Source organism: Shimazuella alba (assembly GCF_009831235.1).
Lineage (GTDB): Bacteria > Bacillota > Bacilli > Thermoactinomycetales > Thermoactinomycetaceae > Shimazuella > Shimazuella alba.
On record NZ_WUUL01000004.1, the window covers coordinates 214875 to 238127 of the forward strand.

At 38.2% G+C, this 23253-nt stretch carries 30 protein-coding genes and 1 tRNA gene; 23 read left to right on the plus strand and 8 right to left on the minus strand.

Features of this window, described 5'->3' with window-relative positions:
- Positions 1 to 126: 126 nt before the first annotated feature.
- From GSM42_RS07895 to GSM42_RS07925, 7 genes are all read left to right on the plus strand, one after another.
- A complete protein-coding gene (locus GSM42_RS07895; RefSeq protein WP_160801007.1) occupies positions 127 to 756 on the plus strand; it encodes an O-methyltransferase in 630 nt (209 codons plus the stop codon).
- On the plus strand, positions 753 to 989 hold the full coding sequence (locus GSM42_RS07900) for a PGPGW domain-containing protein (protein WP_160801008.1): 237 nt from the start codon (positions 753 to 755) through the stop codon (positions 987 to 989). Before GSM42_RS07895 ends, GSM42_RS07900 begins: the two co-directional genes overlap by 4 nt.
- Before the next feature lie 55 nt (positions 990 to 1044).
- The gene (locus tag GSM42_RS07905; RefSeq protein ID WP_160801009.1) at positions 1045 to 1557 is read left to right on the plus strand and encodes a DUF6042 family protein; all 513 of its coding nucleotides are present in this window, start codon (positions 1045 to 1047) and stop codon (positions 1555 to 1557) included.
- 12 nt (positions 1558 to 1569) lie between these two features.
- The gene (gene msrA, locus GSM42_RS07910; protein ID WP_160801010.1) at positions 1570 to 2040 is read left to right on the plus strand and encodes a peptide-methionine (S)-S-oxide reductase MsrA; all 471 of its coding nucleotides are present in this window, start codon (positions 1570 to 1572) and stop codon (positions 2038 to 2040) included.
- Between the two features lie 111 nt (positions 2041 to 2151).
- Positions 2152 to 3291 carry a cysteine desulfurase family protein gene (locus GSM42_RS07915; protein WP_160801011.1) on the plus strand — a complete coding sequence of 380 codons (1140 nt, stop codon included), beginning with the start codon at positions 2152 to 2154 and terminating at the stop codon, positions 3289 to 3291.
- Between the two features lie 5 nt (positions 3292 to 3296).
- A complete protein-coding gene (gene thiI / locus GSM42_RS07920) occupies positions 3297 to 4463 on the plus strand; it encodes a tRNA uracil 4-sulfurtransferase ThiI (protein ID WP_160801012.1) in 1167 nt (388 codons plus the stop codon).
- Between the two features lie 173 nt (positions 4464 to 4636).
- The gene (locus GSM42_RS07925) at positions 4637 to 5299 is read left to right on the plus strand and encodes a TerC family protein (protein ID WP_160801013.1); all 663 of its coding nucleotides are present in this window, start codon (positions 4637 to 4639) and stop codon (positions 5297 to 5299) included.
- A gap of 96 nt (positions 5300 to 5395) precedes the next feature.
- Here the strand turns inward: GSM42_RS07925 and GSM42_RS07930 are convergent, their stop codons facing one another.
- From GSM42_RS07930 to GSM42_RS07955, 6 genes are all read right to left on the minus strand, one after another.
- On the minus strand, positions 5396 to 5584 hold the full coding sequence (locus tag GSM42_RS07930) for a hypothetical protein (RefSeq protein ID WP_160801014.1): 189 nt from the start codon (positions 5582 to 5584) through the stop codon (positions 5396 to 5398).
- A 1102-nt stretch (positions 5585 to 6686) separates the two neighbouring features.
- Positions 6687 to 6758: transfer RNA gene (locus GSM42_RS07935), tRNA-Gln, on the minus strand.
- Between the two features lie 108 nt (positions 6759 to 6866).
- Entirely contained in the window at positions 6867 to 7112 is a 246-nt protein-coding gene (locus GSM42_RS07940) for a hypothetical protein (protein ID WP_160801015.1), read from the minus strand.
- 314 nt (positions 7113 to 7426) lie between these two features.
- Positions 7427 to 7678 (minus strand): hypothetical protein, encoded by a 252-nt coding sequence (locus tag GSM42_RS07945; RefSeq protein WP_160801016.1) that lies wholly within the window; start codon positions 7676 to 7678, stop codon positions 7427 to 7429.
- A gap of 252 nt (positions 7679 to 7930) precedes the next feature.
- Entirely contained in the window at positions 7931 to 8623 is a 693-nt protein-coding gene (locus GSM42_RS07950) for a VWA domain-containing protein (protein WP_160801017.1), read from the minus strand.
- A 168-nt stretch (positions 8624 to 8791) separates the two neighbouring features.
- Positions 8792 to 10039 carry a tetratricopeptide repeat protein gene (locus GSM42_RS07955; RefSeq protein WP_160801018.1) on the minus strand — a complete coding sequence of 416 codons (1248 nt, stop codon included), beginning with the start codon at positions 10037 to 10039 and terminating at the stop codon, positions 8792 to 8794.
- 360 nt (positions 10040 to 10399) lie between these two features.
- Between GSM42_RS07955 and GSM42_RS07960 the strand changes: the two genes are divergently transcribed.
- The 13 genes from GSM42_RS07960 to GSM42_RS08020 all read left to right on the plus strand — a co-directional run bounded on the left by GSM42_RS07960 (position 10400) and on the right by GSM42_RS08020 (position 18115).
- Positions 10400 to 10708: a hypothetical protein gene (locus GSM42_RS07960; protein WP_160801019.1), complete on the plus strand. Its 309-nt coding sequence runs from the start codon at positions 10400 to 10402 to the stop codon at positions 10706 to 10708.
- A 121-nt stretch (positions 10709 to 10829) separates the two neighbouring features.
- Positions 10830 to 11918 carry a GspE/PulE family protein gene (locus GSM42_RS07965; RefSeq protein WP_160801020.1) on the plus strand — a complete coding sequence of 363 codons (1089 nt, stop codon included), beginning with the start codon at positions 10830 to 10832 and terminating at the stop codon, positions 11916 to 11918.
- The gene (locus GSM42_RS21150) at positions 11911 to 12918 is read left to right on the plus strand and encodes a type II secretion system F family protein (RefSeq protein ID WP_160801021.1); all 1008 of its coding nucleotides are present in this window, start codon (positions 11911 to 11913) and stop codon (positions 12916 to 12918) included. Before GSM42_RS07965 ends, GSM42_RS21150 begins: the two co-directional genes overlap by 8 nt.
- A gap of 6 nt (positions 12919 to 12924) precedes the next feature.
- Positions 12925 to 13248, plus strand: a complete 324-nt coding sequence (locus tag GSM42_RS07975) for a competence type IV pilus major pilin ComGC (protein WP_160801112.1) — start codon at positions 12925 to 12927, stop codon at positions 13246 to 13248.
- Positions 13233 to 13673 carry a prepilin-type N-terminal cleavage/methylation domain-containing protein gene (locus tag GSM42_RS07980; RefSeq protein WP_160801022.1) on the plus strand — a complete coding sequence of 147 codons (441 nt, stop codon included), beginning with the start codon at positions 13233 to 13235 and terminating at the stop codon, positions 13671 to 13673. The genes GSM42_RS07975 and GSM42_RS07980 overlap by 16 nt, the downstream gene beginning before the upstream one ends.
- Entirely contained in the window at positions 13666 to 14025 is a 360-nt protein-coding gene (locus tag GSM42_RS21335) for a type II secretion system protein (RefSeq protein ID WP_420820978.1), read from the plus strand. The genes GSM42_RS07980 and GSM42_RS21335 overlap by 8 nt, the downstream gene beginning before the upstream one ends.
- Positions 13947 to 14453, plus strand: a complete 507-nt coding sequence (locus GSM42_RS07990; RefSeq protein WP_237446512.1) for a type II secretion system protein — start codon at positions 13947 to 13949, stop codon at positions 14451 to 14453. The genes GSM42_RS21335 and GSM42_RS07990 overlap by 79 nt, the downstream gene beginning before the upstream one ends.
- Positions 14446 to 14820 (plus strand): type II secretion system protein, encoded by a 375-nt coding sequence (locus tag GSM42_RS07995; protein ID WP_160801025.1) that lies wholly within the window; start codon positions 14446 to 14448, stop codon positions 14818 to 14820. The genes GSM42_RS07990 and GSM42_RS07995 overlap by 8 nt, the downstream gene beginning before the upstream one ends.
- A 55-nt stretch (positions 14821 to 14875) precedes the next feature.
- Positions 14876 to 15379, plus strand: coding sequence for a shikimate kinase (locus tag GSM42_RS08000; protein ID WP_160801026.1), 504 nt, complete (start codon positions 14876 to 14878; stop codon positions 15377 to 15379).
- A gap of 13 nt (positions 15380 to 15392) precedes the next feature.
- A complete protein-coding gene (locus tag GSM42_RS08005; RefSeq protein ID WP_160801027.1) occupies positions 15393 to 15569 on the plus strand; it encodes a YqzE family protein in 177 nt (58 codons plus the stop codon).
- Between the two features lie 278 nt (positions 15570 to 15847).
- Positions 15848 to 16957: a flavodoxin-dependent (E)-4-hydroxy-3-methylbut-2-enyl-diphosphate synthase gene (ispG, locus tag GSM42_RS08010; protein ID WP_160801028.1), complete on the plus strand. Its 1110-nt coding sequence runs from the start codon at positions 15848 to 15850 to the stop codon at positions 16955 to 16957.
- Between the two features lie 152 nt (positions 16958 to 17109).
- Positions 17110 to 17322 carry a DUF378 domain-containing protein gene (locus GSM42_RS08015; RefSeq protein WP_160801029.1) on the plus strand — a complete coding sequence of 71 codons (213 nt, stop codon included), beginning with the start codon at positions 17110 to 17112 and terminating at the stop codon, positions 17320 to 17322.
- 82 nt (positions 17323 to 17404) lie between these two features.
- Complete coding sequence (locus GSM42_RS08020; RefSeq protein WP_160801030.1) at positions 17405 to 18115, plus strand: gamma-glutamyl-gamma-aminobutyrate hydrolase family protein; 711 nt, start codon at positions 17405 to 17407, stop codon at positions 18113 to 18115.
- A 55-nt stretch (positions 18116 to 18170) separates the two neighbouring features.
- Here GSM42_RS08020 and GSM42_RS08025 read toward each other — a convergent pair whose 3' ends face one another.
- Positions 18171 to 19184 (minus strand): cytochrome d ubiquinol oxidase subunit II, encoded by a 1014-nt coding sequence (locus GSM42_RS08025; protein WP_160801031.1) that lies wholly within the window; start codon positions 19182 to 19184, stop codon positions 18171 to 18173.
- Positions 19184 to 20515 carry a cytochrome ubiquinol oxidase subunit I gene (locus GSM42_RS08030; protein WP_160801032.1) on the minus strand — a complete coding sequence of 444 codons (1332 nt, stop codon included), beginning with the start codon at positions 20513 to 20515 and terminating at the stop codon, positions 19184 to 19186. Before GSM42_RS08030 ends, GSM42_RS08025 begins: the two co-directional genes overlap by 1 nt.
- A gap of 185 nt (positions 20516 to 20700) precedes the next feature.
- Here GSM42_RS08030 and GSM42_RS08035 point away from each other — a divergent pair, with 185 nt between their 5' ends.
- The 3 genes from GSM42_RS08035 to GSM42_RS08045 all read left to right on the plus strand — a co-directional run bounded on the left by GSM42_RS08035 (position 20701) and on the right by GSM42_RS08045 (position 23114).
- Positions 20701 to 21012 carry a DUF1294 domain-containing protein gene (locus tag GSM42_RS08035; protein ID WP_202404849.1) on the plus strand — a complete coding sequence of 104 codons (312 nt, stop codon included), beginning with the start codon at positions 20701 to 20703 and terminating at the stop codon, positions 21010 to 21012.
- 58 nt (positions 21013 to 21070) lie between these two features.
- Complete coding sequence (locus tag GSM42_RS08040; RefSeq protein ID WP_160801033.1) at positions 21071 to 21913, plus strand: VanW family protein; 843 nt, start codon at positions 21071 to 21073, stop codon at positions 21911 to 21913.
- 202 nt (positions 21914 to 22115) lie between these two features.
- Complete coding sequence (locus GSM42_RS08045) at positions 22116 to 23114, plus strand: 3D domain-containing protein (RefSeq protein ID WP_160801034.1); 999 nt, start codon at positions 22116 to 22118, stop codon at positions 23112 to 23114.
- The last annotated feature ends 139 nt before the right edge of the window (positions 23115 to 23253 follow it).

Genomic DNA, 23253 nt, shown 5'->3' on the forward strand with positions numbered 1-23253 from the left:
AATAGGTTTACCTTATGATAAGGGGTAGCCGTTTCCCTTTTTAGGAAATACAAAGCTGTACATTTTCATCCACTACACAAACTAACGATAGCTTGTGTTTTTTCATATTCGGATAAGGAGAATCGGATGAACTATACAAATTACATTCAACATTTATTTGTAGAAGAAGATGAGGTACTTAGCTCTATTGATTCACGATTGAGGTCATTAGGCTTACCGCTAATTTCTGTTCCACCTGAAGTGGGCAAATGGCTGACCATGATGGTGAAAATGACAGGTGCTAAACAAATATTAGAAGTAGGTACCTTAGCAGGATATAGTACAATTTGTCTTTCTCGAGGGTTGAAGGATGACGGACACTGTACTACTATTGAACTCAAAGAAGAACATGCTAATTTAGCTAGGGAGCATTTAGCCAAATTACATTATTTAGATAAAGTAACCATTCTTATAGGAGACGCATTAGAGCAACTAGCTAAGCTTGTCCAAGAAAATAAAAAGTATGATTTTTTCTTCCTTGATGCAGATAAAGTAAATTATCCAACTTATGTAGAACTAGTGATTCAATTAGCATCGCCAGGCGCAGTGATCGTTCTTGATAATCTCTTCTTAGGTGGGAGAGTATTAGATAAAAATGATCAGCATCCAGCTCCAACAGCTGTTAGAAAAGTGACGGATATGTTAGCCAATCATGCACGTTTAGAGTCTATGATTTTGCCATTAGGAGATGGAGTGGGGGTGGCGATAGTCCAATGAATCAAAAAGTAAAGCGAGTTTTCATAACAATTGCAGGGTATTTCTTCCTTCTTTTGGGTGTTATTGGGTCATTACTTCCAATCATGCAAGGATGGATTTTCTTTCTAATCGGTCTTGCCCTTTTGTCAAGAACTACCCCTTGGGCAAGAAGATGGTTACACAAACTTCGTCTTCAATTTCCAAAACTAGCTTCAAAAGCGGATCAATGGATTGCAAAATTCCGTCGAGGCTAATTAATTTTTTGAAGGTGAAAAACAATGAGAGAATAGCGCAGAAAAGGGGAAAAAGATGCGCATTCAAACAGTTCTCAGTACGGGCTGGAAGCAAGATTATTTACAAGTACCAGCAGTTTTTTTTGAGCTTGGTTGGAACTTATATTTGCCACAGGGAATGAACTCAGTTGTGCTGAGTGTTGTTACATTTATATATCAAGGCTATTCCAAATCAGAAATTTTCTTTTATATGGAGGAAGAAGCTAAGAAATTAGCTATGGAACCATTTCCGTTAGATAAGATCCATAAGCAAGAACTGATGTCGTATCATGTTCATCATGAATTATATTTGCGTGAACAATGGTGTGAATCCATTTTGGTTCGATCTTCGTTGAGGTACCCAACTACCATTTCAGATATGGTACAGTTGTTGATAGATATTGGCATCTTAATTGAGGTAAACTATCGAGAGATCACTTATTTGGATCTGATTTTACAACCTTTTCCTCGACCAAAAGAATCATTGGTACTAACACCAGAAGAAAATGATAGGGCCAAACAACAAATACAGTTATTCCGATTACAATAAGGAGGATCAATCATGGCTAAGGCTACATTCGGTGCGGGTTGTTTTTGGGGAGTTGAAGAAACGTTTCGTAAAATACCAGGAGTTTCCCATACTTCTGTCGGATATACAGGTGGAACGAAGGAAAATCCAACTTATGAGGACGTATGTACCGATAAAACAGGACATGCCGAAGTAGTTGATATAGACTTTGATCCAAATCAAATATCTTACCAAGCGTTACTGCAAATATTCTTTGAAAATCACAATCCCACTACTCTAAATCAACAAGGACCTGATAAAGGTACACAATATCGATCTGCTGTATTTTATCACGATGAAGAACAGAGGAAACAAGCAGAAAAAATGAAACAAGAATTGGATAAATCCGGAAAGTTTTCCAAGCCTATTGTCACTGAAATTACGCCTGCTACCACCTACTATCCAGCTGAAGAATATCACCAGCGTTATTTGCAAAAACGAGGCATCGATTCCTGTCACATCTAAGGCGAATACCATTCGCCTTTTTTTGCTGTATCTTTCTAGGTGAATGTTGTATTTTATTATATTTTTGATACGATGACATTTTATGAGATTTTCAGGAAGGACACAAATCCTATGCATTACCTTGATAATAGTGCAACAACCAAACCATACAAAGCAGTGATCGAAACCGTCAGTTGGATGTTTGAGCATACATACGCTAATCCTGCTTCCCTCCATGGACTCGGCTTTCAAGCAGAGCAAACAGCAGAAGATGCAAGGAAGAAATTAGCAGATGAACTTCATGCCAAACCATCAGAGATCATATTTACTTCAGGTGGTACAGAAGCAAATAATCTAGCTATCCATGGAGTTGTGAATAGGTATCAGAACAGAGGAAAGCATATCATCACTTCGACTATTGAGCATGACTCTGTCTATGAAGTTTTCCAAAAGTTGGAGCAGGAAGGATTTGCAGTAACTTATCTTTCGGTAGATGAAAACGGTATGATATCACTAGAAGAATTACAAGCTTCTCTCACTAACGAAACCATTTTAGTATCTGTCATGCATGTCAATAATGAAATGGGAGCGGTACAGCCCATTGCAGAAATTGGTCATCTGCTAACAGGTTATCCAAAAGTTTTTTTTCATGTAGATGCCGTACAATCTTTTACCAAAATACCAATTGATGTACAGACAATGAAAATAGATCTTTTATCTGTATCTGCGCATAAATTTCATGGCCCAAAAGGTATTGGAGCTTTATATCTGCGGAAAAATAAACAAATCGCTCCGTTATTGATCGGCGGGGGACAAGAGATGGGAATTCGATCAGGGACATTAGCTGTTCCTCTAATTGCAGGAATGGCTAAGGCATTGGAGATAACTATAGCCAAAAGAGAATCTTTTTTACAAAATACACATATTTGGAAAACGGAACTCCTGACAAGTCTTACATCATTAAAAAGAATTCGGATAAATGGAGAAAAAGGTGTGCCGTATATCCTGAATTTTTCCTGTGTCGGACTTAAATCGGAGGTTTTAGTTAGAGCATTAGAAGACGAAACCGTTTTTGTATCAAGCAAATCCGCTTGTTCTTCCAAAAAAGAATCACCTAGCAGGGTATTGCTTGCGATGGGGAGGAAAAGATCGGAAGCAATAAGTGGTATACGAATTAGCATGGGAATGTTAACAACAGCTACAGATATCAGTCATTGTCAAAAAGCATTACAAAACGTTATACCTACTTTACAACAGTGGATAAAGGTGTAGATAAGATGAACTGGAATGTTATTTTAATTCGATATGGCGAGCTTTCTTTAAAAGGTAGAAATCAAAAATTATTTGAGGATCGCCTTATCCGAAATATCCGTGAAAAACTAAAGGATTATGAAAGTGTTAGAGTTACGAGAGAACACGGCAGGCTTTTTGTTGAGCTTGGTGAGCATCCTGCTGAGCCTATCATGGAATTACTGAAAGATGTTTTTGGAATTGTAAGTTTTAGCCCGGCAATTCGCATCAATTCCCAGATAGAGGAAATGGAGCAGACTGCTGCTAATATTTTTTCCTCTTACCCTGGTATATCTACGTTTAAGGTGGAAAGCAGACGTGCAGATAAAAGATTTCCTATTCGTACAGGTGAGATAAACCCTCGGATTGGTTCCTATATTTTGGATCATTTTCCACATGCAAAAGTAGATGTGCATCATCCAGAGTTGGAAATCAAAGTGGAAGTAAGAATTAAAGGAACTTATATATATGGAAAAGAGACAGCAGGTGTCGGAGGACTGCCAGTTGGAACAAGCGGCAAAGTTTTGCTCATGTTGTCTGGGGGGATTGACAGTCCTGTTGCGGGTTATTTGGCATTAAAGCGCGGAGTAGAACTTCATGCGATACACTTTCACAGTCATCCTTTTACAAGCGAACGAGCAAAGCAGAAAGTCTTGGACTTGTCCCAAACATTAACCCGTTTTGGTGGGAAAATACGTCTTTATGTCGTACCTTTTACTCATATACAGACAGAGATCCGAAAGCATTGTTATGAAAATTACAGCATTACAATCATGCGGCGCATGATGCTTCGAATCGCGGAAAAAGTAGCCAAGCAATATGATCTGAAAGCACTTTTTACTGGTGAATCTCTGGGACAAGTAGCAAGTCAAACGTTAGAAAGTTTACAGGCTATTAATGATGTTACCACGATACCGATTTTGCGTCCTCTTATTAGCATGGATAAGACGGAAATCATGCAGATAGCAAAAAAGATTGGAACTTATGAGACTTCTATCCTTCCTTATGAAGATTGTTGTACTGTATTCGTACCAGAACAACCAAAAACAAAACCAACGATCAAAGTATGTGAGCGAGAAGAGCAAAAGATGGAAGTCGAAGAATTAGTATCAGAAGCAGTAGAAGGTATAGAAATAGTTGATTTTCATTTGTAGAGATGACGATATCTACCTGACATGGTGAGAATCGAGCTGGGGAAAGCTGTTCTTATGAGCAGCTTTTTTTATAATACGTTTCATTCTGCTAATTATCTAACCACTATTGGTTATAGCTCTTCAAATCCTCTCATAAAGTAAGGATGAGGACAAACTGGGAAAGGAAGAAAGAGATGGAAACTACATTTTGGATCAGTATGTTTACCATTGTCCTCTCCGATCTTCTGTTAAGTGGAGATAATGCTGTTGTGATTGGAATGGCAGCTCGGAGATTACCAAACGAACTACGTAGACGTGCGATATTAATTGGTTCAGGTATAGCAGTGGTTTTGAGAGCATCGCTAACAACCGTAGCAACTTATTTGCTGCATATTCCTTTTTTGATGACAGCAGGTGGACTTTTACTTTTTTTCATCGCAGGTAAATTGGTTATCGGTGATGCGAATGAAAAAACACATGTAGAAGCTGGTGGTACTTTTCGCAGTGCGATTAAGACCATTATCATCGCAGATGTCGTCATGAGTTTGGATAACGTCATGGCAGTTGCGGGAGCAGCACATGGAAACGTGTGGCTTGTTTTATTTGGCTTAGCACTGAGTATACCGCTTTTGATGTGGGGAAGTGGATTTGTCGCGAGATTTATCGCCAAGTTTCCTTTTATCCTCTATTTGGGCGGGGCGGTTTTAGGGTATATTGCAGGAGATCTCATCATTCATGATCCTTGGGTGTTTCAATATGTGATGGATGTGGAGTTTTTAGAAGTTTTACCATATGCGACAGCCATCTTAATCTTGCTTTTCTGCGTTCCAAAACTTGTCCCTCATGAGAAAAGGTAAAGGCGTAATCCTAAAAAGGAAACGTCTTTTTGTATAGAAATATTTGTATAGTGGATGTGACTACTTGATATTAACCAGTAGTCACATAGGATTGTTCTAGCCCTTTTTCTTCAAATGTTCTACCTCTGTAGTGAGGTTCTCGACCAACTGAATAAGCTCATCAAACAACATTCGAGCAAGAGGCTGGAAGTCTGAATCAGGAATGAAACCACGATGCATAAATCCATCTGGCTCCATCCGCTCACGGAGTTCCTTTGCCTTTTTCAGGGGATTAATGTTTGCCATGGGAACCTCATTCTGATTTTAGAGAATCTTATGGACATAATTATTATAACATGTAATTTTATATAAAGTGAGATACATAAGAATAAGCAGCAAAAAAGCGCATCCATAAAAGGGATCACCCCTGCTGTCTAATTTGGCTGGGGAGCCATTCGAACTTACGAAATAGCGAAGTCAAAGTTCTTTACCTTGCTGAATAGTATAATGATCATTTTGATAATTTGTAATTGACATTCAATTCCTTCTATTACAATGATATAGTGTAGTCCTCAAAGTTGAGGAGGTGCAAAGCATGCTGAAAAATCCTGTGTTGTTTTGCTCGTTCGATAGTGATTGTGAAGGCACCACACAAACTACACACGACGGCATAAAATATTGCCCAGAGTGTGGGCGCGAAGATTTCAGTGAAGTGAAAGAGACATAGGTAAGAGAGGGAGAGCTTTCCCTCTCTTCTTTTTCTTAGAAATGATATAATCATCGTAATTCTATGTTTTGGGAGTTGTGCTATGTATTTATCCTCTCTAGATAGCTTTTTAAAAGGTATAAAGCCATCGTGTTACGAAAATCGTACAAAGCTAGATGCTGTTAAATTGGACAAGCTTAGTGTATATCCGTACTACGATTGTAACGAGGAATTTACTTTGTATTTTCAAAATGAAGCGTTAAAACGACGTTTTTTAGTTAACACTAATGGAAAAAATCGTAAGAATCCAGATTATATACGTATATTTGGGGATATTCTAGGTTATCCACCAAAAGCAACTGAGTTTTTTGCTGATTACCAAGCAAAACGAAAAGTAGACGTAGAAGCTGCTTCTGATTACTTTCAAAGCGTTAGAGTGAATATGTTGTATTGTGGTGTCCAATTTATGAGCCATGTAAAGGATGTGGAGGAAAATGCGTTTTGGTTGTGGGAGCGGTATAGACACAATAGTCCTATGCGTTTTAAGTTACTGCAATCCGTCGGGGACCCGACACAAATCGTTATTCCTTTTCGAGATTATGACGAGTTAGAACGTGGAGTTAATGAGTGTTTCGAGTATCATAACAAACCGATCGTATATAATAAAACAGAAATAACGCCATCATGGCGTTATTTCTTTAACTGGGGAAGCAGGATTCGAACCTACGCATCACGGAGTCAAAGTCCGTTGCCTTGCCACTTGGCCACTCCCCATCGCTAAAAATAGTATGGGGAGTTTGGACATTTATTATGCATGAAGAATCATGAGTTTTTCTTCTCCCTCCATACAGCAAAATATATGAAGGGAAGAGTCCTAGGATGCTAACAGGGAACGAGTCTCTTCATTCCCAGTCGCCCCTTGTACTTCAAGTCTCCACAGCCAGTGATACCGAGGAAGAGTTGACCGCCGTATTCCTTGATAAGCTCAGGAAGGACAGTTGACTTGCTGCATCCACAGTTGTCAGCATGGCTTGTTACTTCCAACTTGGTGATCAATCCACCCTTTGCAACCACTACCCTGGCAGAGCAGCTCTGACGCTTACCAACGGAAACAGCATGGATACCCATTAGATCATCCTCTTTTCTTAGGCTTTAGAACGTTAACTTGATGGTACCAGATAGTGTTGAGGGAGAAAATAGTGTATTATTTAAAATTAAAAATTCGATAAAACAACATGAAATACTCGAGCGTTTGTCTAGATTAATAATTATTTTTCTGTGAGTTCCCAATGATTAATCGTAGGGGTTCAGACAGTTTCAAACAAAAGCCTACTTTCTTGGTTGAAAATAGGCTCTTTCTATTTGGAGAATACATTTTATCCGCGTCCAGCATGATAAAAGTTTCTTTGTTATCATGCTGGGAATTATCACAGGTACTTACATTAGCAAAGTACCCCGATACGATTGCCTTTGCGGTATTCCAGCCCAAGACACTTGCGTCGCAGATCTGATCGCATGTAATCGCCATAAGCCTTTACCTTCTCTGCAACAGGTGCATCATTGGGAATGCAGGTGCATCCCTTGCCACTATGCTGATCGACTCGGACTTCCGTGAGAATACTGCGAACTGCTGCAAACTGCACTGTTGCTGTTGCAATACAACCGCTGCCAATGCGTATTTCGTATTCAGCCATGATTTTCTCCTTATGTGGATATATAGTAGGATGAGGATGAGTTTATATTATCATAATATTGGAATAAATTAAAAGGGTTATGAAAATAACATCTACCCTTTCGAGAAGGTAAGATGTTTTCAGCAAGCAATTATATGTGAGCACATAGTATATTCAGGTACCAGCACACTACATTCACTTTCGCAAATGCAGTGTGCTGGCTCTTGCATCTATTCAAACGGAATAGATGCAACTTTTTTCTTTTTTTAGAAATCAAGCAACCTTTGAAAACTCTCCGAATACAAGGTTGTAGAACTGATCATCCTGCATGCTCATATCCACTTCCTGGAAACCGAAATTCTTCGGATACTTCCGCTTCCATCCCTTCAGAACATCGTAATTGCTGTATGGATCCCGAACAGCAAGTGCCTGAACGAACAAGTTCTTATCGAACAGCTTTTGAAGCTGCTTTTCAGCCGGATCAAGGTCCTGCGGACCGCCGTCCGTGATGAAAACAACAAGCCCTTGCTTCTTCTTCTTATGAAGGGAGAGAAGCTTGCGGAAAGCAGGAGCATAGTTTGTGCCTCCCATACTCCCAAGCTTCCTCATAAATCGCTCCATGAAACCAGCGTGTTCAGTAAGATCAGCGGTTTCTGTACCGTTTAGATCAGTACTGAACGCGATAACAGGAACCTTTTCATCGTCATCTAGATGGGCTGCTCCTGCAAGGGTACGATCTGAGATAATCTGCATGGTCCGAGGGTAGAACTTGCGCATGGATCCAGAATAGTCCACAACTAGATACATGGGAACACGCTTACCCAAAAGTCCAAGATTCTTTAGTACCGTCTCTGCAATAGTAAACTTGGTAAGCAGGACAGGGACATTTTCCTTGATGAACTCCTTGGAAATGGCAGAGCCACCGACCTTGCCAGTTCCCTTGGCACGTTTCAGAAAACGCATCATTTCTCCAGTTTTTTATCGGAAGGTTTCTCTTTTATTTTAACACAAGGAATTTTTGAATATCCAAAAAAAATAAAGCTAGCCACTCGGCTAGCTCAAATAATAGCAATATAAGAATCAGACCTATTCTCATCATCTAAGTATGAATTGGCTCGCTGGTTGTTTTCCGCATCATTCATCACCTCCTCTTTGGAGTTGGATACTGACAGATACTAAGTTGTTTACATAGTTTTGATATTGGTCTATATCCAGATAGTTTTGACATTGGCACAGCTTGGTCAGCGCTTCCCTCTCTTGTTTGTATAGTTTGTGATCTTGGGCAATATGTAGAGCTTTTTGCAGGGAACTAACAGCTTTTTCTGTATTTTCCAGCTGGAGATACAGATCTCCAAGTGCATTGTAAACTTCATATATGTGATCCATCCGACTTCCATCGGAGGTTTTGACGGCGTCCAACAATTGTGCCTCCGCTTGGGGGAAATCTCTTTTTTGAATATAAATAAGACCTAGTTGCAGACGAATGTATGTAAACCAATTTTCATAACTAACTCTCGGTTTTAACCGTAAGGCAGTTTGGTAGCAGATAAGTGCGACTGAAAATTCTTCTTGTTCGAAGTAAATATCCCCTAAGCTGCTCCATAGCTGAAAAGATCGATCATAACTTTGGCTGATTCGAGCGATCTCTATACCGAGTTCGGCACTTTGAATAGCTTGGGTGTAGCACTTGTTTTCGATAAGGGCGTTTACTTCTACATTATAAGGATAAATAAAGCTAAGGCCTGTTTCTTGTGATCCAAGATTGTGCTTACAACTTTTCACCATCTCCAAGCTCTCTTCTAAAAGATCTAGTTTCAATAAATAAAGAGAGTGATTAGATAAAAGAATAGCTTTGGTGTATTTTCTGGAACCTTGCTCCACAAACGAATCGATCCCTTTTTGATTGTAAGCAATGGTTTCGTCGTACTTTTTTTCTTGAAAAAATATGCGGGCAAGTTCACCAAAACAAGATGATTTTAAATTGGTTGACTCCCAAACACCAAGATTTCGATCAATTAGTTTAACCGCTTCCAATAGCACAGTTTTGGCTTTATCGTAGGATTTTTTTTGGTAATAAATTTTCCCTTTTAAGAAATTAACCATTGGTTTGACATGAAGTTTTTCTTGCAGACCGGATTCTCGCAGTTGCTTTAATCCTGCCTTTGCTCCGACCAAATCGATGATGGTCTCCAGTGATTTTAATTGTAGATGTTCAAGTTGAGAAGAGTTATTTTCTTGTTCCAGTAGCCTTGGCAGTTTATCCGTACTATAACCTAGCTTTTCTAAGTAGTAAAACCGCTTATGCGTACTGACAGTCGGATCACCCCTTTCAATCTTACTAATCGTACCTTGGGAAATCTCTTTATCTTCAAAAAATTTCATAGGGAGACCCCGAGATGTTCTCAGTTTACGGACAATTTTGCCGAAGTCTAGCGAATTATATCGATCCATCTGGTTGATCCCTGCCTATTGATGTTATTTTGTTTGTTCAAAGATTCGATGTCAAATCTTGTTTTCCTTCTAAAACACATGGATTTTTCTGTCATTATTATGGAGAATATTAATTTGACCTTTTTTGTGGATTTTTAGTCGAAAAAACGGAAATTATTACCGTTTTTGGAGATGAAAAGAGATTTTAATATTTATTGAGTCCCGACAAGTTGGGCTTTATACTTAAATAGGGGTATTGGAAATCGCTTTCATTCATATTTTCGTATAAAAAAACAAGGAGTGGCTCGTACTATGTTAACATTGCGTGTATCAGGGGAAAAGGATCAATTACAGGCTTTTATGAAGCATTTTTCTGCTCAACCTTATTACAAAATATTGTTAGATGAGAAGTTAGGAACCGTTTCTGTCGAAGAAGAAATGACGACGCAGTTTGAGTTTAAATCTTCCTTACTCAAGCCCAGAATTCGCAAATCTTTAACTGTTACTCTATCTACTACAACAGGCAAGGAAATTAATATTGATTTGCTCGATGGACAAGTTATTCAAGTAGATGATGACGTTACCTGCATCTATGGGAAAAATTACGATATATTTGCGTAAATGGGCCGAAAGGGCCTTTTTATTTTGTCTATTTTTTTACTTTTTTTGTCATTATAGGAGGTTTCAAGGTTTAATAGGTCGAAATAGAAATATACGTTCTGTTTTTTAGGAGGTGAAAAAAATGGATGTAATTACATTTGTTAACAATCTCTTTTTTGAAGCGGTTGAATACCGTGCTAGCGATATACATTTAGAGCCTTGCAAGGAGAACCTCATTATTCGACAACGTATTGATGGTTATCTTACAGAAACAGCGCGCCTGCCTATTCAAGAAGCAAAAGCTATCATTTCTCGGATGAAGATAATGGGTCAACTAGATATCGGAGAGCGAAGGTTGCCACAAGATGGAGCGATGACGGTTCAAATCGGAGAAACCTTGTTAGAAGTACGATTAGCTACATTGCCTGTTCTATATGGTGAAAAAATGGTGCTTCGGCTGTTGCCGGGGGTGTTGTCTTCTACTACTTTGAATCAACTTGGGATGGAAAAGATAGAAGCAGAGCGAGTGAAGAGGCTATTGCAGCGAACTGGGTTGTTAGCAGTAACAGGACCTACTGGAGCGGGCAAAACAACAACTTTATATACGTTGTTATCCCTTCTTGATCACCAGCAAAAAAATATTATTACTCTGGAAGACCCAATTGAACTGCAGTTAGCAGGGGTAAATCAAGTACAAGTGCATCACAAAATTGGTTTTACATTTGCCAAAGGTCTGCGAGCTATTCTTCGACAAGATCCAGATATCATCATGATTGGAGAAATACGAGATCAAGAGACCGCAGAAATAGCAATAGAAGCAGCATTGACTGGACATCTTGTTCTCACATCGCTTCATACTACTGATGGAGCAAGTGTCATTACAAGGCTAATTGATATGGGTATACCAGCATATCTCGTCGCCTCTGCTGTTAGTGGAGTGATTGCTCAACGATTGATTCGTCTTTCCTGTGATGCATGTTCAGGCTTGGGTTGCTTAAAATGTCGATCAAGCGGTTACTATGAACGATCTGGTATTTTTGAAGTTCTACCTGTAGATATGGAACTCCAAAGTCTCATTACGAAGAAACCGACAGTTGGGCAACTAAGACATTATTTTCAAACAAAAGGTTACCAAACGATGGAACAAGCATTGAGGAAAAAAGTGGAACTTGGTTTAACTACAAAAGAGGAGTGGAGCAAAATGGCAACGGAGGTGACAGAACGTGGGTAAGTGGAATGAAGAGAAAATAGCTTCCTTCAGTTATCACTTAAGTAACATGTTGGAAAGCGGCTTAACTTTACTAGACAGCTTATATATGTTAACGACTCAGCATGTTATCCCTTCCGATGATGGACAATTTCTAATCCAGACCATCCAAAAAGGGGAAAGTTTTTCAACCGCACTGCGCTGCATCAAACTGCCGGCTATTTTTTGTTCTTTTATCGAAGCTGCAGAGCATCATGGAGATATCCTGTTTGCTTTGCATCAATGTCATCGGTATTACCAATTAAGAGCAAAGTGGTTACGAAAAATAAAGCAAATCACTTTTTATCCCTTATTTATCCTCTGTTTCCTCTGTGTTGGTTTGCTCTTTCTTTCTGTTGCTGTTTTGCCGACATTTTCTGGATTATATGAGTCTTTTTCGTTTCCTCTGCCTTATACAACACGGTTGGTATTTTTATTTTCAGCATGGTTTCCTTATCTACTTTTGATTGGATTTCTTATCGTTATGGTTGGTGTGTGGGGAAGAAGAAGAGTAAGGTTTCAACATTTTTTCAGGCGTATTCCCTTTGTTACAACTTATTACCGTTACCGATATACGCAGTATTTATCTCTCCAATTGGGCTCTTTCATGTCATCTGGTGTACCAATGCTTTCGTCTTTTACTCTCTTGGAGCAGGTAACCCCATGGCCTTCCCTTTGTCAGTACCTCACGGCCACCAAGCAAAAATTAATAGAAGGTGCGACACTGAGCACCATTGTTTTAGAAAATCCAAATGAACTCCTGCCGATTTTTTCACAAACCGTTATTTTAGGTGAAGAAACAGGGAAGTTGGGGGAAATGTTAAATCAATTAGCCATCACAACAGAAGAATGGCTTACAGAAAAATTGGAGAGATGGTTGACCTATTTGGAACCAATTCTGACTCTTTTGATTGGATTGATCATGGCAATCGTAGTTATATCTTTGTTTTTGCCAATGTTTGGACTTATTCAAGCTGTACAGTAGGAGGAAATGATGAAGAAATCAGAACAAGGATTTACATTAGTGGAAATGCTGGTTGTTCTATTTATTATTGGAATTATTATCGCTATTGCTTTACCAAATTTTATTTCAGCTAGTAAGAAAGCAAATGTTCAAGCAGATAAAGCAAACCGCAGAATGATCACGATGCAGATTGATAATTACTATCTGGATTTTGGAGTTTACCCAAAAACTATTCAAGAACTAGTGACAAAGAAGTATCTACGTAGTGTTCCAAGCTGTCCTGGTGATGCAGGTACCTATCGATTAGTGAAGAAGCAAGAGGAGATCCAGATAGTATGCCAAAAAAACTGAGAAGAGAAGCTGGATTTACACTAGTAGAGCTGCTCTGTATCATAAGTATTCTCGGTCTGTTTTGTTCTATAGCTGTGCCTGATATTACTGCATTAATATCGAAAGCTACCTATACGCAGCTTCGTTTTGATATCACTTCCCAGCTGAAAGAAGCTCAGCTTTTAGCAATGTCAAAAGAAAAAGAGGTACTTGTCCGATTTACAAATGACGATATTACCACAATGGAACACAAAAAAATCACCAAACAAATTCAGTTACCGGAAGATATTCAAATTGATAGTAATTATAAAAATAATGAAGTGGTCTTCCAAGAGACAGGACAAGTACGTGGAGGGACGATTATTTTGAAACAGTACAACAAAGAAAAAATGAAAGTTGTCATTCAAGTGGCTAGTGGGACGACAAAAATACAGTTTGATGCATAAACAGGAGAGGGGTTTTAGCTTCGTAGAGACACTTGTTGCGCTGGCTGTAATTACCACATTATTATCCTTTGTTGTACCAATTTATTTAACAGGAAAATCATTCACAAATGGTCGAATGTTGGAAAATCAGGCTAGAATGTTAGCACAATCTCAGATAGAAAAGCAACTGAGTGATTTGAAGATAAGTAAGAGTACACGGTTGATCAAACCATTTCAAATAGAAGAAGAGGTGACCCACGTACAATCACTATGGAATATACAAGTAAAAATAAAATGGAAGAACACTCATGGGCAAACCAGATCCATCAAACTAGAGGTATACCGCTTTCAGAACGTGGATTCACCTACATAGAGATGATGCTTTCTTTTGCTTTGGTTATGTCTTTTTTTCCATTGATTTTTGGGTTTTTTTATCAAATTACAAGTAGTGTGAAAATGCAATTGGCAGAATATCAATTGTGGGAACAGTTTGATCAATTTCAGATCCAATTGATGTACGATGCGGCAAATGGAGTTAAGATGGTGGAAAGTGACAATCATTTCATTATGATCATGAAAGATGGCAGAGAAGTGCGATACACAGTAAAAAATAAGCAACTCATTCGCAGTTTAAAACAGAGTGAAAAATCCCCGTTTAAAGGGAATACCATTTTGCTTTATCACATCAAAAAGATTCATTATGAGCAGTTGCCAAAAGGATGGAAAATGCATGTTACCTTATCAGATCAAGGAGCAATTTTCAAGGGAATAGCTTACATTTGGGGGCGTATAGATGAATAAAGAGCAGGGGTTTGTTTTACCTACTGTGATGGTCCTCATTGCTCTTATCTCTACATTGTTTCTATATGCTTCAAAAGAATGGATGCAATGGAGAGAACGTGACCAAATGCGTTTGGCGATGGTACAGGCTGGTTATGCAGCAGAAAGCGCAATAGCTTTCCGGCAATCAGAGCTTCAAACAAACCCAAATGACTACTCAGCAAAACAAAAGACATTTGGAGAATATACAGTTGACGTTTATGTATTTGAATCAGTAACAGGAACACTCTTTGTAAAGGCAATAGCGAAAGGAAGCAAAGGAATACAGCAAACAGAAGCGGTCGAATTAGATAAACAAACCCTTCAAATCTTATATTGGTTGGAGTAGGGATCATGTTATAATAATACGTACTATGAAAAAACATCTCATTATAATAGGGTTTATGGGTACAGGTAAAACATCTGTCGGTCAAATTCTTTCTCATACACTTGATATGGAACATTTGGATACAGACGTAATCATTGAACGAGATCGAGATAGTTCTATTCCAGACATTTTTAAAGATTATGGAGAATTGACTTTTCGCAACATCGAAACAGGCGTTATTGAACAAGCAGTTCAAAATACACATCCAAGTATTATTACTACTGGTGGAGGGATTGTACTTCGTTCCGAAAATAGAGTGTGTATGAATAAATTTGGATGGGTTTTCGCCCTTGATGCACAACCTGAAGAAATCATTTATCGATTGCAGTCAGATACCTCCAGACCATTGCTACAAGGAGGAACATTGGAAGATCGAGTTTATCAGCTGTATGACAAACGAAAACCTTTCTATCAATTTGCAGACTATACCATCTCGACCAGTCATCTCTCAGAAACTCAGGTAGCTGATCAAATCGCAAACATCTGGTTTAATCTCATGAAAAGCGGTGATGCTAAGTAGTGAGGTGGTAACGATGTCGTTTAAAGATTGGATTACCTACATGATTCAAAAGATGGTTTGGTTTATGGAGACCCCAAAACAAGATAGAAAAGCGATTCGATCAGCAAAACGAGAACCATGGTCTTATCGCTGGTTTGGGATGATTCCATTATCGATGCGTATTGCTGCCAAAAAAGTTCGAAAAAAATAATTTGGGGTCTCATAATTAAAGCTAGAAATGCTGTTTTGATAGATGAATTTACATCTATCTTTTTAAAAAAGAGGGGCGACAGCCCCTTTTTCGCTTGTCCGGATATGGTATAATGTTGAACTGAACTTGTGATTTGACATCATCTGTCAATACTTCTTATGCTAAGATAGAAGTATTATCTTTTGTGTTTCTGTGAAATAAATGGATGTGGACGTAAATGTTTTTCTGCAAACATCCATTTCAAAATTTAGTTCTAACTTCTTAAGGAGCGAGCGCTCATGATTCATCGAACGAAGACAAGACCAGTTCAAGTTGGAAATATTCAAATTGGCGGGAATGACCAAGTTGTCATTCAAAGTATGGCTACAACCAAAACACATGATGTAGAAGCAACCGTAAATGAAATTAATCGATTAGCAGAAGCAGGATGCCAGATTGTTCGGGTAGCAGTACCAGATATGCGTGCTGCCGAAGCTATTCCTGAGATTAAAAAACGAATATCAGTACCTTTGGTAGCAGATATTCATTTTGACTACAAATTAGCTTTAAAAGCGATTGAAGGCGGGATTGATAAAATTCGGATTAATCCTGGTAATATCGGTCGACGAGAAAAAGTCGAAGCAGTGGTGAAAGCTGCAAAAGAACGTGGAATACCTATTCGAATCGGGGTAAATGCTGGTTCTTTGGAAAAACGTATTTTAGAAAAATATGGATATCCAACGGCAGATGGTATGGTAGAGAGTGCCTTATACCATATTGGTATCTTAGAAGAGCTTGATTTCCATGATATCATCGTTTCCCTTAAAGCATCTGATGTACGACTAGCTATTGAAGCATACAAAAAAGCTGCTGAAGCTTTTGATTACCCACTGCATCTGGGGATTACGGAGTCAGGAACATTATTCTCAGGTACAGTAAAAAGTGCTGCGGGACTTGGTGCTATTTTGACCCAAGGAATCGGCTCTACTTTGCGAATTTCCTTAAGTGCTGACCCAGTGGAAGAGGTAAAAGTTGCTAGAGAGCTGCTCAAAACCTTTGGATTAGCGGCAAATGCTGCTACTTTGATTTCTTGCCCAACATGCGGCCGGATTGAAATCGATTTGATTTCCATTGCAAACGAAGTGGAAGAATATATTTCTAAAATCAAAGCACCAATTAAAGTCAGTGTACTCGGATGCGCAGTGAACGGTCCTGGAGAAGCAAAAGAAGCTGATATCGGGATCGCTGGAGCGAGAGGAGAAGGATTGCTTTTCCGTCATGGAGAAATCATCCGTAAAATTCCTGAAGCCCAAATGGTGGAAGAATTGAAGAAAGAAATTGATAAGTTGGCTGAGGAATACCAACAAAAAGAAAAAGAAAAAAATTCAACTCCCATAACAACTTCTTAAAATTTTAAAACGGTAAGCACATGTTTACATATGTGCTTACCGTTTTTGTATGTACATTTTTCTAGCATAGAACCTCTTAGCTTTCGTTTGTATGAAATTGGTTCAGCAAATGCATACTAACAGAAACATCTGTTGAAGGAGGGCTTTTATTTATGGGTAAAGTAGCTCTTACACTAGTGATTATTGGTGCATTAAACTGGTTACTTGTTGGTTTGTTCCAATGGGATCTTGTTTCAGCTATCTTTGGTGGCGATGCGATTCGTGAGTCATCATTATTGAGCAGAATTATTTACACTATCGTAGGGTTAAGTGGTATTTACGCCATCAAGTATTTATTTGAAGATCGTTCTCATGCAAGAGAATAAAAATAAACTCCAGTTCTATCCAAGAGCTGGAGTTTTATTTTTGCATAAACTAGGGAAAACGAAATGAAGCGAGAGTGAGAACATGTATCCAATGATTGCAGTTACGATGGCTTTAGATGAAAAAAAGTATTATGTCAATAAAGACTATATCCAATCTATAGTGCAGGCTGGAGGAATACCATTTGTTATTTCAAACATAAACGATCCGTTGATGATCCAAAAAATGGTTCGATCATGTGATGGCTTATTGCTTACTGGTGGAGAAGATGTAGACCCCAATCATTATGGTGAAGAACCGCTACCGCAGATAGGAGTAATTGTACCGGAGCGAGATGAGCTGGAGTTGCATGTTGTAAGATTATTTTTGCAGCAAAATAAACCAATATTTGCAATATGCAGAGGATGTCAGCTATTGAATGTAGCATTTGGCGGTGATTTGTATCAGGATATACCAAGTCAAACTGCATCTATTATTAATCATGAACAGAAAGCTCCACGTGGATATCCTTATCATTCCATAAAAGTATTCGCTCAAAGTTTACTATACCGAATATTACAACAAGAAAAAATAAGAGTGAATTCTTATCATCACCAAGCTGCCAAGACAATCCGTGAACCGCTTCGAGTTTGTGCGATTGCAGATGATGGGATAGTCGAAGCAATCGAAAGTAGTATTCATGACTTTGTTCTTGGTGTACAATGGCATCCAGAGGGGATGGCGATTGTACATGATAAATATGCGCAAATGCTATTCGATGCATTTATTCATGCAAGCCAAAAATATAAAAATTAGATCGAAAATGTAAACCTCCTACTATACTGCAGGAGGTTTTGTTCTGTGTTTTTATTTATTTTCCATCTTTCACATATTTTGCATTGAATAAGAATAACCACATCAAAAGTACCAGCGAAGGGATTAATAATACGAGACCAGCGATAAAGGCAATAACCAAAGCCCAACCCATCGTTGTATTCGTAAGTCCACTTTGTAGTGTGATATAAGGATAAAGTAAATAAGGTAAATGGGAATATCCATAGCCAAAAAAAGCAAAAGCAAACTGAAACATGACAGCAACAAAGGAAAGTCCCAGTAATTTCCGTTTCCACATCAGCCAAACAGCAATGAGATAAAAGAGAAAAGAACAGGCAAATACCCATCGAATATCCCATGCTTTTGCAAAATGCATCGGGTTGTGATGAGATAGTCCCCAGAACACTAAAATGCTCGCTAAAATGGTAGGACCACTCCAAAATAAGGAGTATCTCCTAAGTTGCTCCATCGCAGGGAAATCACCTGCTTTTTTCGCATAGTAGGTCAGGAAGCTGGCACTTATATATAAAATACTGACGATAGCAAGAAATACTACAGTCCAAGAGTATGGACTTTGAAATAACTTGACCGCCAAAAACTCGATATTTTTGTCAGACTCAACAATAAATCCACCTTCTGATATGGTAAGTCCCGTGGATAGAGCAGCAGGTATGAATAAACCTGTCATCCCATAAAGAAATAAAAATACTTTACTCTGCCTGCCTCCATAGTTGGCAAATGCATAAAAAGACCCACGAATCGTAAGAAGGATTAATGCTATACCCCCCGGTATGAGTAAAGCTGTCCCATAATAATAAGCAGTATCAGGAAAAAAACCTACAATCCCAACAATAAAAAAGATCAAAAATACATTGGTTACTTCCCAAACAGGTGATAAATATCGATCAATGATTTTATTGATGATATGTTCTTTCTTTGTTAAATGACTGTAGTAGGAAAAGAAACCTGCACCAAAATCGATCGAAGCCACGATAATATAGCCATAGAGAAAAGTCCACAGAACCGAGATTCCAATCACCTCAAGTGTCATCAGTTGGATTCCTCCTTCGATGCCAATTCTGCCTCGGCTGTTTTCCCTTTAAACAGACGGATTAATACTGTGACAGCTACAATCGCAAGGAGTAGATACAGACCCGTGAAGAGAAAATACATTAGTTTCACATTGGCGGCTGTGGTTGCTGCTTCGCCTACTTTCATAATCCCAGTTATAATCCAAGGGAGTCTGCCTACTTCAGAAAATATCCATCCTAATTCCATTGCAATAAAGGAAAGTGGTGCAGCGATCACAATACCGTAGAGAACCAAAGGATGAAATGGATTTCCCTTTTTCCATAACGACAGGAAGAGGAACAATGCTGCAATAAACAATAAGAAAAATGCAATGCTAACTTTTGCATCAAATAAATAATGAATATACAGTGGAGGCCATAAATTTTTTGGGATACTGTCCAAACCAATTACAGTTCCATCAGGGCTATTGGTTGCTAAAATACTAAGAGCTTTTGGGATTTCAATGGCGTATTTTACCTCATTTGTCTCAGGATCTAATTTCCCAAATAGAACCAGTGGTGCTCCTTTACTTGTTTCAAAATGCCATTCCATAGCAGCCAATTTTGCTGGTTGATGTTTTGCCAAAAACTTAGCTGATATATCTCCCATTAAAATTGTCGTAATGCATAAGATAAATGTGGTTATCATGGTTAACTTTAACGCTTTTTTATAGTAAATATGCTTTCGGCCCCGAAGGATAAAAAATGCTGCTAGTCCAGCGAGTAAAAAACCAGAAACGAGATACGAAGAAGAAACAACATGACCTACTTTTGATGGAGTAGCAGGATTAAGCATTGCTCCGATCGGATCTATGTCTACTACTTTTCCTGCACTGTCTAGTTTGAAACCTGCAGGTGTATTCATAAATGAGTTTACTGTTGTAATAAAAACAGCAGATAAAGTGGAACCAATGATAACAGGGATTGAAGTCAACCAATGTATGTAGGGATTTTTAAATCTATCCCAGGTATACAAGTAAATTCCTAAAAATATGGCTTCAAAGAAAAAGGCGAATGTTTCTAAAAATAATGGTAGACTTATAACATTGCCTACTAATTGCATAAAGGTTGGCCATAATAAGGATAGCAGAACTCCGATACAGGTTCCTGTTACAACACCAACTGCGACAGTAATAACAAAACCGCGAGTCCATCGTTTGGCAAGCATCGTATAATGGATATCCTTTTTACGTATTCCAATAAATTCTGCTAAGCTAATAAATATAGGAACACCTACTCCAATGGCAGCCCAAATAATATGAAACGCTAATGTCTCTTCTGTAAGCATACGACTCCAAAAGGCAGAATCCATTTGTCTTGTCCTCCTTTAATAATGTCGAAATTGTATACAATTATCTTACTCTCTGTGAACAACTTTGTACACTATTTCACAAACTTTTTCAGATAATATCATCAGAATCGTCAAGAATTGATCATAATTTGTTACTATATTCACATTGTATTGAAACAAATGTGTCCGTCTGGTAAAATAATCTTATGAATATTATTGTTATCGTGTATCTTTTAGCGATTAATATCGCAGGTTTTTCGCAGATGGTTTATGACAAAAAACAGGCAAAAGCAAGTCAACGAAGAATACCAGAAAAACAACTTTTTCTTGTTGCGGCGCTAGGAGGAGCGCTGGGTTCATTTATCGGTATGCAAGTAGCAAGACATAAAACAAAACATTGGACTTTTATCATTGCTATTCCTTTTTTATTTGTTGTGAATTTAGCCATTCTTTACCCCATGGCGATTTTTGGCATAGAAAGTTGGATAACGTATATCATTCATTTCTTAACTGCATAAATTTGTTTAGTAAGTCCCTGCTTCTTTGTACAAACTAGCAAAGAAGGAGGGATTCTTTTTGTTATCTTATTTATATGCTTGTATTCTTTTGCTTTTGCCTCCTATTTTCCAAGACGGTTCACCAAACCCTATTATGCACTTGTCTTTCCAGGAGAAAGATTGGTACTTAGACTTACGTTTAGCAGGTTTCGATGGCATTGATCCTACTACACTGGATCAGCGAAAACTTCATCGCTGGTTTGAGAAGATAAGTAATCAAGTTAATCTTTTACCAGTATCTGCACATTACGATAACCGTCAAATCGTTCCGGAAAAAGCTGGTAGAAGAGTCATGGTTTCAGAGATGGACAAATGGATGGACATGATTCATCTTCACTTAGGAAAAAAATTAAAGGTACCTTATCGAACCCTTTATCCAAAACTAACAGTCAAACAACTTCAAAAGTTAAAAGAAAAGTTATTGGCATCATATACAACTTATTATAATAAAAGTATATATAATCGTTCACATAATCTAGAACTTTCTACAAAAGCGATTGATCATCTGGTGGTAATGCCTGGAGAAACTTTTTCTTTTAATGAAATAGTGGGTCAAAGAACAATAAAAAGAGGGTATAAAGAAGCAAAAATCATCGTAAAAGGAGAGTATAGTGAGGGTATAGGTGGAGGAATTTGCCAGACATCTTCAACACTATTTAACTGTGTAGATCAAGCTGATTTAACAATTGTCGAACGAAAAAGTCACAGCAAAGAAGTTCCATATGTTCCCAAAGAAAGGGATGCAACTGTTTCGTGGGGAGGGCCGGATTTTAAATTTAAAAACCAGCGAAAAGACCCTATTCTCATTGTTTCTGAAGCAGGGAATGGACGTGTGACAGTTCAGGTTTTCACCAGTTCATAGAAATCTAGAAAAAAGAAAAAAAAAGGAACATTTTTCATATAAATAGAATATCTTTGCTAGTCCTGCTATAATGGGCAGCAGTATATAGGTACACCTAACAAGGAGGTGCGAAACTGTTACTGAAAACTTCAGACAGTCTAGACGATACGAATTATGTGTGCCTTTCCAATATGTTTTCCAAGTTTTTCGGTAGCAGTGACCAATGAAGAAATTCCTAATATTAGGAGTAATCGCAATCGTACTTTTATCGGGCTCTTTTGTGGCTTATGCTGCCATGGAGACCAAAGTAACAGTGAAATTTAGTGATGGTAAGTCTCAAGTGGTGAGTGAAGGATTACATAATACACTGGAAGAGGCTCTTGCTGGTGCAGGACAAAATGTACAGCAGTTAAAAACTGGGTATCAGCCAAGTATACCTTGGAACAAACCGTTGGACGGGGATACTACAGTGGAATTGAAATGTAAGTGTAAAGTAAATCTAGAACTAGGTGGTAAGCAACTTGGTTCATTTACTACCACACAAACCACAGTAGGTGCATTCCTAGAAGAAAGAAAAATTGTTTTATCAGCATGGGATGAACCAAATGTATCCATGAACGAAGTTATTACTCAAAATATGAAAATCGTTGTTGACAAAGTAGAACAACGAGTGAAAAAAGAATCCAAGCCGATTAAATTCACCACAAAAGAAGTAAAAGATCCTAAATTGGAAAAAGGAAAAAAAGAAGTCACCACCAAAGGAAAAGCTGGTGTGGAAGAGTATCAAATAGTAGCACTATATAAAAATGGTAAGTTGCTGGTGAAGGATGGCAAACCAGTACAAACTAGAACGCTAATTAATAAAGTTGCACCAATTCAAGAAGTCGTGAAATTAGGAACAAAAGAACCCGAGGAAGAAGAGGATAGTGCTACTCCTGCATCGGGTAAGTTATCTAGTCAAGCAATGACATTTGAATCCACAGCCTATACTTCTTATGGCAGTAAGACAGCTACTGGCACAACACCTCGTAAAGGAACAGTTGCTGTTGATCCTAATGTCATACCTTTGGGAACGAAATTGTATATTGAAGGCTATGGATATGGCGTAGCAGAAGATACAGGCGGCAGAATCAAAGGTAAGATAGTCGATGTTTATTTCACTAGTGAAGCTGAATGTGTCAAATGGGGTAGAAGAAACGTAAAAGTTCATATTGTAAAATGATGTTGTTCCCTGCGATAATTTGTTGCAGGGATTTTTTTGTTTTCATCGAACCTAGATACATAACAAAAATATTTTGTCTGTGGATTTTTTTTGAAATTTTCTTTGTCTTATATTAGTATTTTCGATATACTGGATTACA

Excerpts from the sequence above, each read along its gene's own strand:
- GSM42_RS07895 (WP_160801007.1), top strand. The coding sequence starts at position 127 with ATGAACTATACAAATTACATTCAACATTTATTTGTAGAAGAAGATGAG.
- GSM42_RS07900 (WP_160801008.1), top strand. The coding sequence starts at position 753 with ATGAATCAAAAAGTAAAGCGAGTTTTCATAACAATTGCAGGGTATTTC.
- GSM42_RS07905 (WP_160801009.1), top strand. The coding sequence starts at position 1,045 with ATGCGCATTCAAACAGTTCTCAGTACGGGCTGGAAGCAAGATTATTTA.
- msrA (WP_160801010.1), top strand. The coding sequence starts at position 1,570 with ATGGCTAAGGCTACATTCGGTGCGGGTTGTTTTTGGGGAGTTGAAGAA.
- GSM42_RS07915 (WP_160801011.1), top strand. The coding sequence starts at position 2,152 with ATGCATTACCTTGATAATAGTGCAACAACCAAACCATACAAAGCAGTG.
- thiI (WP_160801012.1), top strand. The coding sequence starts at position 3,297 with ATGAACTGGAATGTTATTTTAATTCGATATGGCGAGCTTTCTTTAAAA.
- GSM42_RS07925 (WP_160801013.1), top strand. The coding sequence starts at position 4,637 with ATGGAAACTACATTTTGGATCAGTATGTTTACCATTGTCCTCTCCGAT.
- GSM42_RS07930 (WP_160801014.1), bottom strand. The coding sequence starts at position 5,584 with ATGGCAAACATTAATCCCCTGAAAAAGGCAAAGGAACTCCGTGAGCGG.
- GSM42_RS07940 (WP_160801015.1), bottom strand. The coding sequence starts at position 7,112 with ATGGGTATCCATGCTGTTTCCGTTGGTAAGCGTCAGAGCTGCTCTGCC.
- GSM42_RS07945 (WP_160801016.1), bottom strand. The coding sequence starts at position 7,678 with ATGGCTGAATACGAAATACGCATTGGCAGCGGTTGTATTGCAACAGCA.
- GSM42_RS07950 (WP_160801017.1), bottom strand. The coding sequence starts at position 8,623 with ATGATGCGTTTTCTGAAACGTGCCAAGGGAACTGGCAAGGTCGGTGGC.
- GSM42_RS07955 (WP_160801018.1), bottom strand. The coding sequence starts at position 10,039 with ATGAAATTTTTTGAAGATAAAGAGATTTCCCAAGGTACGATTAGTAAG.
- GSM42_RS07960 (WP_160801019.1), top strand. The coding sequence starts at position 10,400 with ATGTTAACATTGCGTGTATCAGGGGAAAAGGATCAATTACAGGCTTTT.
- GSM42_RS07965 (WP_160801020.1), top strand. The coding sequence starts at position 10,830 with ATGGATGTAATTACATTTGTTAACAATCTCTTTTTTGAAGCGGTTGAA.
- GSM42_RS07975 (WP_160801112.1), top strand. The coding sequence starts at position 12,925 with ATGATGAAGAAATCAGAACAAGGATTTACATTAGTGGAAATGCTGGTT.
- GSM42_RS07980 (WP_160801022.1), top strand. The coding sequence starts at position 13,233 with ATGCCAAAAAAACTGAGAAGAGAAGCTGGATTTACACTAGTAGAGCTG.
- GSM42_RS21335 (WP_420820978.1), top strand. The coding sequence starts at position 13,666 with ATGCATAAACAGGAGAGGGGTTTTAGCTTCGTAGAGACACTTGTTGCG.
- GSM42_RS07990 (WP_237446512.1), top strand. The coding sequence starts at position 13,947 with ATGGAAGAACACTCATGGGCAAACCAGATCCATCAAACTAGAGGTATA.
- GSM42_RS07995 (WP_160801025.1), top strand. The coding sequence starts at position 14,446 with ATGAATAAAGAGCAGGGGTTTGTTTTACCTACTGTGATGGTCCTCATT.
- GSM42_RS08000 (WP_160801026.1), top strand. The coding sequence starts at position 14,876 with ATGGGTACAGGTAAAACATCTGTCGGTCAAATTCTTTCTCATACACTT.
- GSM42_RS08005 (WP_160801027.1), top strand. The coding sequence starts at position 15,393 with ATGTCGTTTAAAGATTGGATTACCTACATGATTCAAAAGATGGTTTGG.
- ispG (WP_160801028.1), top strand. The coding sequence starts at position 15,848 with ATGATTCATCGAACGAAGACAAGACCAGTTCAAGTTGGAAATATTCAA.
- GSM42_RS08015 (WP_160801029.1), top strand. The coding sequence starts at position 17,110 with ATGGGTAAAGTAGCTCTTACACTAGTGATTATTGGTGCATTAAACTGG.
- GSM42_RS08020 (WP_160801030.1), top strand. The coding sequence starts at position 17,405 with ATGTATCCAATGATTGCAGTTACGATGGCTTTAGATGAAAAAAAGTAT.
- GSM42_RS08025 (WP_160801031.1), bottom strand. The coding sequence starts at position 19,184 with ATGACACTTGAGGTGATTGGAATCTCGGTTCTGTGGACTTTTCTCTAT.
- GSM42_RS08030 (WP_160801032.1), bottom strand. The coding sequence starts at position 20,515 with ATGGATTCTGCCTTTTGGAGTCGTATGCTTACAGAAGAGACATTAGCG.
- GSM42_RS08035 (WP_202404849.1), top strand. The coding sequence starts at position 20,701 with ATGAATATTATTGTTATCGTGTATCTTTTAGCGATTAATATCGCAGGT.
- GSM42_RS08045 (WP_160801034.1), top strand. The coding sequence starts at position 22,116 with ATGAAGAAATTCCTAATATTAGGAGTAATCGCAATCGTACTTTTATCG.